Origin of the sequence: Pseudonocardia terrae (assembly GCF_021343995.1) — a bacterium.
Classification (GTDB): domain Bacteria; phylum Actinomycetota; class Actinomycetes; order Mycobacteriales; family Pseudonocardiaceae; genus Pseudonocardia; species Pseudonocardia terrae.
In genome coordinates this window covers 18,565-29,094 of record NZ_JAJTTE010000073.1, presented here as the reverse complement: position 1 = coordinate 29,094, position 10,530 = coordinate 18,565, and the positions used below count along the sequence as shown (strand labels likewise).

The 10,530-nt window shown below is 74.2% G+C and carries 11 protein-coding genes; 7 read left to right on the top strand and 4 right to left on the bottom strand.

Annotated elements, in window-relative coordinates:
* From LWC33_RS31220 to LWC33_RS31210, 3 genes are all read left to right on the top strand, one after another.
* A partial coding sequence (locus LWC33_RS31220; RefSeq protein WP_233308298.1) for an HNH endonuclease signature motif containing protein occupies positions 1-861 on the top strand: 861 nt, incomplete at its 5' end.
* Positions 862-1,628: 767 nt separating this feature from the next.
* A complete protein-coding gene (locus tag LWC33_RS31215; protein ID WP_233308297.1) occupies positions 1,629-2,516 on the top strand; it encodes an EamA family transporter in 888 nt (295 codons plus the stop codon).
* Between the two features lie 60 nt (positions 2,517-2,576).
* A complete protein-coding gene (locus LWC33_RS31210) occupies positions 2,577-3,404 on the top strand; it encodes a DUF427 domain-containing protein (RefSeq protein ID WP_233308296.1) in 828 nt (275 codons plus the stop codon).
* Here the strand turns inward: LWC33_RS31210 and LWC33_RS31205 are convergent, their stop codons facing one another.
* Positions 3,405-3,998 (bottom strand): hypothetical protein, encoded by a 594-nt coding sequence (locus tag LWC33_RS31205; protein ID WP_233308295.1) that lies wholly within the window; start codon positions 3,996-3,998, stop codon positions 3,405-3,407.
* Between the two features lie 228 nt (positions 3,999-4,226).
* Between LWC33_RS31205 and LWC33_RS31200 the strand changes: the two genes are divergently transcribed.
* Positions 4,227-5,135 (top strand): ABC transporter substrate-binding protein, encoded by a 909-nt coding sequence (locus LWC33_RS31200; protein ID WP_233308294.1) that lies wholly within the window; start codon positions 4,227-4,229, stop codon positions 5,133-5,135.
* 1 nt (position 5,136) lies between these two features.
* Here LWC33_RS31200 and LWC33_RS31195 read toward each other — a convergent pair whose 3' ends face one another.
* Both LWC33_RS31195 and LWC33_RS31190 read right to left on the bottom strand, forming a co-directional pair.
* Entirely contained in the window at positions 5,137-6,246 is a 1,110-nt protein-coding gene (locus tag LWC33_RS31195) for an alpha/beta hydrolase (RefSeq protein ID WP_233308293.1), read from the bottom strand.
* A gap of 50 nt (positions 6,247-6,296) precedes the next feature.
* Complete coding sequence (locus LWC33_RS31190) at positions 6,297-7,304, bottom strand: CobW family GTP-binding protein (protein ID WP_233308292.1); 1,008 nt, start codon at positions 7,302-7,304, stop codon at positions 6,297-6,299.
* 61 nt (positions 7,305-7,365) lie between these two features.
* Here LWC33_RS31190 and LWC33_RS31185 point away from each other — a divergent pair, with 61 nt between their 5' ends.
* Together LWC33_RS31185 and LWC33_RS31180 are read left to right on the top strand one after the other, a co-directional pair.
* A complete protein-coding gene (locus LWC33_RS31185) occupies positions 7,366-7,809 on the top strand; it encodes an SRPBCC family protein (protein WP_233308291.1) in 444 nt (147 codons plus the stop codon).
* Positions 7,810-7,840: 31 nt separating this feature from the next.
* Entirely contained in the window at positions 7,841-8,803 is a 963-nt protein-coding gene (locus LWC33_RS31180) for a carbohydrate kinase family protein (protein ID WP_233308290.1), read from the top strand.
* A gap of 108 nt (positions 8,804-8,911) precedes the next feature.
* Here LWC33_RS31180 and LWC33_RS31175 read toward each other — a convergent pair whose 3' ends face one another.
* Positions 8,912-9,910, bottom strand: a complete 999-nt coding sequence (locus LWC33_RS31175) for a glycoside hydrolase family 16 protein (RefSeq protein ID WP_233308289.1) — start codon at positions 9,908-9,910, stop codon at positions 8,912-8,914.
* A 199-nt stretch (positions 9,911-10,109) separates the two neighbouring features.
* On the opposite strand from LWC33_RS31175, the gene LWC33_RS31170 reads away from it, so the two are divergent.
* Positions 10,110-10,517 carry a cupin domain-containing protein gene (locus LWC33_RS31170; protein ID WP_233308288.1) on the top strand — a complete coding sequence of 136 codons (408 nt, stop codon included), beginning with the start codon at positions 10,110-10,112 and terminating at the stop codon, positions 10,515-10,517.
* Positions 10,518-10,530: the final 13 nt, after the last annotated feature.

Genomic DNA, 10,530 nt, shown 5'->3' with positions numbered 1-10,530 from the left:
GGGGTGCACGTGCAGATCGCGCTGTCCACCCTGCTCGGGCTCGACGAACGCCCCGCCACCCTGCCCGCGCTCGGCCCGTTGCCCGCCTCGCGGGCCCGCCGGCTCGTCGCCAACCAACACCGCGCGCCCTGGCGCTACGCCCTCACCGGACCCGACGGACGCCTCATCCGCGCCGGCGCCCTACGCACCCGACCACAACTCAGCGATCTCACCGCCCCGAGCGCGCCCACCGACCCGGCGGCGCCCGGACTGGTCGACCTGCTCGTCGACGCCGACCTGCTCACCCGCCTCACCGCCCCCGCCAGCGACCTACCGGACTCCTGGCGCCCGGTGCTGGCCGAGATCCTCACCGCCCGCGGCCGCACCCTCGACGACAACCCCACCGCCCGGTTCCCGCACACCGGGCTACGCCGCCACGTCGAGCTCCGCGACCGACACTGCACCTTCACCGGCTGCCTGGCCCCGGCACGGACGACCGACCTGGACCACACCCGCGACCACGCCCACGGCGGCCCCACCACCGCCGACGACCTCGGCCCGATCTGCCGCCACGACCACGGCCTCAAACACCGCGGCTGGACCCTCACCCAACCCCAACCCGGCGTGTTCCTCTGGCGCAGCCCGCTCGGCCGCACCTACCGCACCCGCGCCGAACCCCTGCTCCCGCCACCACCCCCACCACTGCCCGTCCCACCCGAGCACGACGGCTGCTGCGCCGACCCCGACCCCGACGGCGAGACCGACGAGAGCGACGACCGCCCCGACCCACCCCTGATCGTCTGGCGACCCCCGACCACACTCGAGGAACCCCGACCACCACCTCCACCGGCCACCGACCTCGACGAGCCGCCGCCCTTCTGACGAGGGCGCTCCGGCTCGACCCACGCGGCGCCGCCACCGTCCGTAGGCGCCATCGTCCCTGGGGACCCCACGCGATCCCGTATGCCTTCGGGAGCGGAGCCGGGGACGCACTCGACTCGAGTGCGCCCGGCGCCGTAGCGCAACGAGAACGTGGTCTTCCTCGACCCGCCCGACCTCGGCCGCGTCCCCGCCGCTCCCCGCCGCTCCCCGCCGTGGGCCTCTCGACGGCGACCTCGGACGCACACCCCGTGCGCTGGACCGGTGGGCAGCCGCCCAGCGACCTTCCTTCCACCCACCGCCGCCGATCCACGAGCCCACGGTGCCGCCTTGCCTCGCGCGCGGACCGCGATGTCGTCCCCGCCTCGATCGGCTACTCCGCGGCCGCGGGTTCACGCTTACGCACGTCGTCGGACCGTCGCGGTCGCCCACACGTCCCTCCTCGAACGTCAACGCATCGGGCCCGCCCCTTCTCCCGGCGGTCCGGCAGGTCGCAGCGCTGGGAGTACGCAGCACCGGCACTCCGATGCCGCGCTCCCTGCGACGGACGGGGCAGGCGAGTACGGTCCCACCCAGCACGTGGTTGCGCCTAGGGTTCCGCCCGCTGCCCGCCGCCCGACCCACAACCAGGGTGGTCGGGGTCTGGACCGAGCGGCGCCACGGCCACTCGACCTTGTCGGGGCGCCGACACCTGACGGGACAGAAGCCCCGAGGGCTCCGTGTTCGACGTGCCCGTCTCCGGACGGGACCGACGCCGAGGAGCCTGATCGGTGGCACCCGTCCTCGCTGCTCTCGCACCACTCGCTCTCACCGGTGGCCATGGGTTGTCCGCCGGGGTCGTCGCGCTCACGCTGCTGGCCGCGGTCCTGCACGCGGTGTGGAACGCCGTCGCCCACGGCGTTCCCGACCGTCTCGTGGGGTTCGCGTTGATCGGGACCGCCTATGTCCTGGTGGGCGGGGTCGCGGTCCTCGCGCTGGGGCCGCCGCCCGCCGCGGCGTGGCCGTTCGTCCTGGCCTCGGCCGGCCTCCACGTCGTCTACGTCCTGCTGTTGTGGGCGAGCTACCAGCTCGGGGAGTTCAGCCAGGTCTACCCGGTCGCGCGGGGAACCGCTCCGTGGGTGGTCGCGGTGCTCGAGGTGGCGCTGGGGCACGACCTGCCGGCAGTGCAGCTGGCCGGGATCGTGGTGATCTCCGTGGGTTTGATCAGCCTGGCGCTCGACGGGGGACGGATCTCGCGCGCGACGCTGCCCGCCCTGGGCGCCGCCGTGGCCACGGGGTTCCTCATCGCCGGCTACACCGTCGTCGACGCCACGGCGGTCGGCACGACACCGGTGCCGGTCTACGCGGCGTGGATGTTCCTGCTCCAGGGCCCGGTGATGCCCGTGATCGCGCTCGCCCGCAGGAAGCGGGGCCTGCTCACGGTGACCCGGCCGGTGGTGCTCGCGGGCCTCGGCGGCGGACTGGTGTCGATCGCGGCCTACGGGTTGGTGCTCGTCGCCCAGACGAGTGGGGCGACCGCGGCCGTCGCGGCCCTGCGGGAGACGAGCATCGTCGTCGGGGCCGTGATCGGCACGGTGTTCCTCGGGGAGCGCTTCGGGACCGGGCGTGCGGTCGCCGCCGCGGTCGTCGCCACCGGCATCGTCCTGGTCAACGTGTGAGACGGCCGCTCATCCACCGGAGGTGGCGCGGGACCGGACGGACGCGCGGAGGATGCCCGCATGAGCGTCCTGCAGCACGCGGCCCTGTTCGCCACGCTCGACGAGACCCGCCACGAGCCGGTGGCGAAGCGCATCCGGGCGCGCCTGGGCGGGGAGACGGTGGTCGACTCCACCCGGGCGGTGCTGCTGTGGGAGCCGCGGCGGGTCGTACCGAGCTATGCAGTGCCGGAGGAGGACGTCGCGGCGCGCCTCACGCCGGCCGACACGCCGACGAGCGCGCACCCGCGGGGCGTCACCCTGGCCTCGGTCTCCGACCGGCCGGTCCTCGACCCGTCCGTGCCCTTCGGCGTGCACACGGCGGACGGGCGGCCGGTCGACGTCGTGACCGGAACCCGGAGCGTGGCCGCGCTCCGGCTCGCCGATCCCGACCTCGCGGGGTACGTCGTCCTCGACTTCGACGCGTTCGACGCCTGGTTCGAGGAGGACGAGCCGAACGTCTCGCACCCCCGGGACCCGTTCCACCGCGTGGACGTCCTGGCCTCGTCGCGGCACGTCCGGCTGGAGCTCGACGGCGTGCTGCTCGCCGCGTCGCGGCGGCCGGTGCTGCTGTTCGAGACGATGCTGCCGACGCGGTACTACCTGCCCCGGGAGGACGTCGTCGCGCCGCTCGAGCCGACCCCGACCCGCACGCGCTGCGCCTACAAGGGCGAGGCGTCGTACTGGACGGTGACCGCCGGCGAGCGACGTGTGCCGGACCTGGCCTGGACCTACCTGGAGCCGTTGCACGAGGCCGCCCACGTGCGCGACCTCGTCTGCTTCTTCACCGAACGGCTCGACGTCGTCGTCGACGGGCGACGCCAGGAGCGTCCCGTGACGCCGTGGTCGTGATCAGGCCGGCGCGCGCAGGTCCGGGCCGGTGGACGGGTTGGCCATGCGGCCGATCTCCTCGGCCGCCCAGCCGGAGCCCAGCACGCCCGCCCACAGAAGCTCGGGCAGCTGACGCCCGCGGTCGACCCGCCCCGCGACCCAGGACCGGGTGGCGGCCAGGCGCTCGGCCTGCACGCACAGCTCCCAGGCGCGCGATCCGCGGTCGGTGACGTCCGTGGAGTACGGCGCTCCGCAGGTCCGGTTGCGATAGCGGCGCTCGGGGCTGTCCATCGCGTGCACGAGCGTGAGCACGAGCCCCGCCAGGCCGGTACCGACCACGACACCGGCGGCGAACCACATCAGGGTGAGGAGCCAGCCGTCGCCCAGCAGGAGCCCGGAGACGGCCCCGACCGCGAGGACGGCGAGCGCCGTCGAGCCCGCGGGGAGCCGCGTCCAGACGAGGGTGCCGGAGTCGTCGATCTGATAATGGGTCCCGGCGATCAGCATGGGATCGAACACGCGATAGCCCGACCGGGTGCGGATGAGGGTGGGCAGCCGGTCGGCCGGGGCCTGCTTGACGAAGTCGACGGACGCGTCGCCGGGAAACGTGCTCATTGCCTCTTGCTCTTGCTGGTCGCACCGGGGAGAAGTGGGCGGCGTCCGCGCCGGGGAAGAGCGCCGCCACGCCATCAATCGAAACTGTCGAGAGGCCCGTTACGACGTCGGAAAGTGACGGAGCACTCACCGGGACGGGAGCGGGCTCGATCACAGCGAAGAAGGTCCGATCTGCCCGGTAAGGTCAGGCAACCCTTCACGATCTCGGGAGCTGTGGTGCGTCGCCTCATGTCCGTCCTGGCCGGGCTCGTCCTGGCCTGCTCACTCGCCGCGTGCGGATCGTCCGACGACACCGCGACCGGCTCCCCGCCGGCGACGCGGACCGTCGTCCACGCCATGGGTACCTCCGAGATTCCCGTGGCCCCGCAGCGGGTCGTGGTGCTCGACACCGGCGAGCTGGACAGCGTGCTCGCGCTCGGCGTCACCCCGGTCGGGGCGACCTCGCCCGTGGCCGACGGCCCGCTGCCGAGCTATCTCGCCGACCGGACCACCGGCGTCACGAACATCGGCACGCAGGCGGACCTCGACCTCGAGACGATCGCGGGCCTGAGGCCGGACCTGATCCTGTCCAACAAGGTCCGGCACGAGGCCCTCTACCCGCAGCTCAGCGCGATCGCGCCGACAGTGTTCGCGGAGCGCGTCGGCGTCGCATGGCGCGAGAACCTGCAGGTGGCGGGCCGGGCGCTGGGCCGGGAGGCCGAGGCGGAGCGGATCCTGGCCGACTACCGGGCCAAGGCGAAGGAGACCGGCGCGCGGTTCGCGCCGGGCACCACGATCAGCATGGTCCGCTTCACCGGTGGCTCGGTCCGGCTCTACGGCGAGGGCTCCTTCATCGGCACGATCCTCGCCGACGCCGGCCTGGCCCGGCCCGCGAGCCAGCGCGTCCCGGGGACGTTCGCCGAGGTGTCCGCGGAGCAGATCGGCCAGGCCGACGGCGACCGGCTCTTCTACGCCGCCTACGGCGCGGCGGGCGGCAAGGACCAGGCGAGCGTGCTCGGCGGCCCGCTCTGGCCGGCCGTCCCGGCGGTGGCCCAGGGCCGTGCGCACGAGGTGTCCGACGACCTGTGGTACTCCGGCATCGGTCCGATCGCCGCGGACAAGGTGCTCGACGAGCTCGGGACCCACGCCCAGGCGTAGCTCAGGCCGTGCGCAGCGGGGCGGCCTCGCGGTCGGCCAGCGCGAGCCCGGCCCTGAGCGCGCTGGCGGCGTCGAAGGTGGCGTCGTGGGCGGCACGGCTGATCGCGGTGAAGCTGGCGTAGCCGTGGATGAGCCCGGGGAACCGCCGCGCGACGACCGGGACACCCGCCTCGTGCAGCCGTTCGGCCAGCTCCTCCCCCTCGTCGCGCAGCGGGTCGAAGCCCGCGGTCGCCAGGTAGACCGGCGGCATGCCGGACAGGTCGTCGGCGCGCAGGATGGCGCCGCGGTCGTCGTCCGGAGGAACGCCGTCGGGCAGGTACATCTGCTCCATCGCGGCGAGCACCTCGGCGCTGATCCCGAACCCGGACCCGAACGCGACGCGCGAGCCGCCGGTCCGGTCGGCGTCGGTCGCCGGGTAGAGGGCCACGACGAAGGCGGGCACGGGCTCGCCCCGCACCGCCTGCTCGTGCGCCACCACCAGTGCCAGGTTCGCGCCCGCGCTGTCGCCACCCACCGCGACCAGCGTCTTCTCGGCGTCGAGGTCCTCCGCGTGCGCGAGGACGTGGCGGTAGGCGGCCAGGGCGTCGTCGAGCGCGGCGGGGTACGGGTGCTCGGGTGCGAGCCGGTACTCCACCGACAGCACCCGGACGCCGGCCTGCGCCGCGAGCAGGCGGCAGAGCGGGTCGGCGGAGGCGATGCTGCCCAGCACGAACCCCCCGCCGTGGAAGTAGACGAGCAGGCCGGAGCGACCGGCGGGACCGTGCGGGCCCGGCGGCACGTAGAGCCGGGCCGGGATCGGCCCGTCGGCGCCCGCGACCTCCAGGTCCCGGGTCACGACGTCGTCGAACAGCCCCTCGGCCGCCAGCTCGGCGGCGTCGTCGGCCTGTCGGCGCTGCTCGGCCAGGGCCGCCGCGCCCATCTGCCCGCTCGCCGCGGTCAGCCGCGCGAGCCACTCCCCGGCCCGGTTGAGCAGCTGCAGGTCGAGGTCGAGGAGCTGGCCCTCCAGGCGCACCTCGCGCCCCGCCAGCAGCCTCTTCAGCGGCCGCGGCAGTCCGAAGAGGAACCGGAGGGCGAGTCGCAGACCGAGGACCCGCGCGGCGCGAGCGATCACACACCGATGTTACGCCCGAGTAGCCTCCCGCCGCCGGGGTCGCGCGCGGCTCAGGCGCCGAACGTGTAGCGCAGCACGGGGAGCATGGCGTCGGCGTCCGTGCGCGACGAGTCGTCCGCCACGCAGGCCGCCAGCTCGGCCTCGACGGCGGCGGTGTCGATCCCCGCGCCGATCAGCACCAGACTGGTACGGCGGGGCTCGCCGGGCTCCCAGCGGGCGCGGCGGAAGCGGACGTACCGGCCAACGGTGTGCAGCACGTACTTCTGCCGGTGGCCGGGCACCCCGAACGCCACGAACCCCTTGATCCGGTAGACGCCGGCGGGCCGCCGGTCGAGCAGGTCCCGCAGCCGTTGCGGGTCCATCGGGGCGTCGGAGACGAACGAGACACTGTCGTAGGCCGCGTGGAGGTGGCCGGCGTGGTCGCCGTCGGCGGCCACCCGCTCCCCGAGCAGCAGCTGCCGGCCGGGCACCACCTCGATGTCGAACAGCAGCCGGGGATCGACGACGCCGTGCTCGGCCGGGACGATCGGTGCGAGCCCGTTGGCCTCGCGGAGCAGCCGCCGGACCCGCCACACCTTCCCCGGGTCGACCCGGTCGACCTTGTTGAGCACCAGCAGGTCCGCCAGCCCGACGTGCATGTCGACCTGCGGGTGCTTCCGGCGCGTGGCCTCGAACTCGACGGCGTCGATCACCTCGACCAGGCCGCCGAAGACCAGGTGCGGATTGGCCGCCTCGAGGATCAGCTGCACCAGCGTGCCGGGCTCGGCGATCCCGCTGGCCTCGATCACGATCACGTCGATCTCGTCCCGGCGCCGGGTCAGCCGGTCGAGCAGCGGCCCGACGCCGTCCTCCCCCACCGCGCAGCACAGGCAGCCGTTGCCCAGCGACACCATCGCGTCCGTGCCACCGACCAGCATCGCGTCGATCCCGACGGCCCCGAAGTCGTTGACCACCACGCCGATCCGGGCGTCGAGCGAGTGCGCGAGGAGGTGGTTGAGCAAGGTGGTCTTGCCGGCGCCGAGGAAACCGGCGACGACCACGACCGGAATCCTCCGCATCCGGGAACAGTTACCAGGCGCCCCTGCGGCGCCGGCCCGCGGGTCCGGGCAGGATGGACGCATGGCACAGGTGACCGCGACCTCCGAGCGAACCGTCCCCGCCCCCGTCGAGGACGTCCGGGCGGCCGTCGCCGACTACGCGCAGACCCGCCCGGAGATCCTGACCGAGCAGTTCACCGACTACGCGGTGCTGACCGGCGGCCAGGGCGAGGGCACCTCGGCGACGTGGAGGCTGCACGCCACGAAGAAGCGGGTGCGCCACGTCAAGGCCGACGTCACCCAGCCCACGCCGGACACCGTGGTGGAGACGGACGCGAACTCCTCGCTCGTCACGACGTGGCGCGTCGCGCCGGCCGGCGAGGGCGCCAGCCTGGTCACGATCACCACGACGTGGAACGGCGCCGGCGGCATCGGCGGGTTCTTCGAGCGGACCTTCGCCCCGAAGGGCCTGACCCGGATCTACGACGGCGTGCTGGCCAACCTGGCCTCCCGCGTCGGGAGCTGATCGCGGCGGCCTCCTCTGGCACGCTGTCCGCGTGGCTGACAACGGTGTGATCGCGGTTGCGGGCGAGGCGCTGGTCGACGTCGTCCCCGCCCCCGCCGAGGGGTACTTCGAGTTCGCTCCCGGCGGCAGCCCCGCCAACGTCGCCGTCGGCCTGGCGCGCCTCGGCGTCGGCGCCCGGATGCTCGCCCGCCTCGGGTCGGACTTCCTGGGCCGGCGGCTGCGGACGCACCTGGAGGGCAACGGCGTCGACCTGTCCCACGTCGTCGACGCGCCCGAGCAGTCCTCGCTGGCCCTCGTCGAGGTCGGGCCCGACGGCGCCGCGGACTACGACTTCCGCATCGACGGCACGTCGGACTGGCAGTGGACGGCCGACGAGCTGACCGGCGCGCTCGACGGGGTCGTCGCGCTGCACTCGGGGTCGCTGGCGCTCACCGTCGAGCCCGGCTCCGCGGTGCTGCGCGAGCTCATGGTCAAGGCCGTGGGCTCGGCCACCGTGAGCTACGACCCGAACTGCCGGCCCCGGCTCATGGGCGAACCCGCGGAGGTGCTGCGCGGGGTGCACGAGATGCTCGCGGTCGCCGACGTCGTGAAGGTCAGCGACGAGGACCTCCGCTGGCTGCTGCCCGACGTCCCGCCGGGCGAGGTGCTCGACGACTGGGCGGCCCGCGGGCCGGCGCTGGTCGCCGTGACCCTGGGCGGCGACGGCGTGCTGGCGGCGACGGCGAAGGGGATCCGGACCTCGATGCCGGGCCGGGCCGTCGAGGTCGTCGACACCGTGGGGGCCGGGGACAGCTTCTCCGCGGCCCTGCTGGCCGCGCTGCATGCGCGGGACCTGCTGGGACCGGCCCGCCGGGAGGCCCTGCGCGGTCTGCCCGCGCTCACGCTCGACGAGGTGCTCGAGGAGTGCGTGACCGCGGCCTCGATCACCTGCTCCCGGCGGGGCGCCCAGCCGCCGACGACCGACGAGCTACGCGCCGCCCTGACCGGGTGCTGAACCGGTGTGGACGGCGGCGAGGGCTCCCCAGCATCGCCGCCGTCCACGAGGTCGTGGGTGGCGGGACGGCCCCAGTACCTATCGCCCCGCCACCCACGAGTCCAGGGGTCAGCCGCCCTGCTGCGGCAGGCTCGTGGCCGGCTGCGGTGTGTCCTGTCGCGCCGCGGAGGGCTGTGGCGTGTCCTGTCGCGGCGCGGCCGGCAGCTCGGAGACCGGTTTGGGGGTGCGGTCGGGGTGCAGGTCGGGCTGCCCGGTCGCGGGCGCGCCCGGCGCGAGCGACAGCTCGGCCGGCTCGCTCTCCGGCAGCGCCCACTGCTTCGCCCAGTCCAGGTGCATCGCCGTGCTGCCGCCCGCGGGCGGGAACAGGTCCAGCTGCACCGTCATGTTCATCGCGCCGGGCGGGAAGTGGCTGGTCTCCGTGGTGGAGTACCACTCCTTGCCGTCGAGGTAGGCGGTCATCTTCCTCGGCGTCCACTCCAGGGCGTACGCGGTCCACTCGGTGGCGTCGTGCCGGACCGAGCCGCTCTCCTGGGAGTTGTCGGCGCCGTAGTGCAGGAAGAAGTCCGTGCTCTGGCGGTCGTCGGCGCTGATCTCCATCCAGTCGATCTCGCCGCCCTTCGGCCAGTCCTCCTTCACCGGCCACAGCAGCAGCACGGGGTGGTAGCCGCCGGGGCCCGGGTCGGACTTCACGCACACCTCCCAGCGGCCGTACCGCTGCCCGGGGTGCCAGCTCATCGCGCCGGTGGTGCCCTTCTCGTCCCCGCTGATCGTGGCCTGCCCGTTCGCGACGGTGATGGCCGCCGGCGTCCGGGTCCCCTCCTTCTGGTGGCCGGGCTCGGGGCCGTACGGGTGCCAGTCCGGGGGCAGCGAGGTGCCGTCGAAGTCCGCCTGCCGGGTCGGCGTGCCCCAGCCCAGCGTGTCCGCCGCGGTCTGCGGGCACTGGGAGTTGGGGGCCTGCGACGACGCCGTCTGCGACGACTGCCCCGGGAAGGACGGCGGCGCCTGCGACCCGCTCTGTGACGCGCTGGCGGGACACGCGGTGAGCGTCAGCAGCGCCGCTCCGCTCGCCGCGACGGCCAGGGTCCGCATCAGACCGGACGTGCGCATCGCCAGCACCTCTCGTCACTCGAGCATCAGGACTGCGCTCATTTCACCGCAGATCGTGAGCAATGCGAGCCCTGCCACCCGGTCGGGTCACCCCCGTTCGTGCACACGGGGCGACGAACTCCGCGATCCGATCACACCACGTCACGGATCATGATCACCGGACGTGACAAGATCCGACCGGGCCCGCGACACTCGTCCGGTGACGCCGCCCCACCTCGCCACCGCGCTGGACCTGGCCCCTCATCCGGAGGGAGGCTGGTACCGACGGACCTGGGCCTCGCCGGTGACCGTCGAGACCGACCACGGTCCGCGACCGACCGCGACCGCGATCCTCTACCTGCTCGACGGGGAGTCACGGTGGCACCGGGTGCGCTCGAGCGAGCTGTGGCTGTGGCACTCGGGGTCGGCCGTCGACCTCCGGATCGGGCGGGAGCCCGGAGCCGGGCCCTCGTGGACGCTGCAGGAGCACGATCCCCAGCAGCTCGTCCCGGCCGGCGCGTGGCAGTCCGCGCGGCTGCTCGGCAGCGAGCCCGCGCTCGTCTCGTGCGTGGTCTCTCCCGGCTTCGACTTCGCCGACTTCGAGCTGGCCGACCCGGACCCGGGCTGAGCCCCGTCGAGCG

Excerpts from the sequence above, each read along its gene's own strand:
- LWC33_RS31210 (WP_233308296.1), top strand. The coding sequence starts at position 2,577 with ATGAGCGTCCTGCAGCACGCGGCCCTGTTCGCCACGCTCGACGAGACC.
- LWC33_RS31205 (WP_233308295.1), bottom strand. The coding sequence starts at position 3,998 with ATGAGCACGTTTCCCGGCGACGCGTCCGTCGACTTCGTCAAGCAGGCC.
- LWC33_RS31200 (WP_233308294.1), top strand. The coding sequence starts at position 4,227 with ATGTCCGTCCTGGCCGGGCTCGTCCTGGCCTGCTCACTCGCCGCGTGC.
- LWC33_RS31175 (WP_233308289.1), bottom strand. The coding sequence starts at position 9,910 with ATGCGCACGTCCGGTCTGATGCGGACCCTGGCCGTCGCGGCGAGCGGA.
- LWC33_RS31185 (WP_233308291.1), top strand. The coding sequence starts at position 7,366 with ATGGCACAGGTGACCGCGACCTCCGAGCGAACCGTCCCCGCCCCCGTC.
- LWC33_RS31190 (WP_233308292.1), bottom strand. The coding sequence starts at position 7,304 with ATGCGGAGGATTCCGGTCGTGGTCGTCGCCGGTTTCCTCGGCGCCGGC.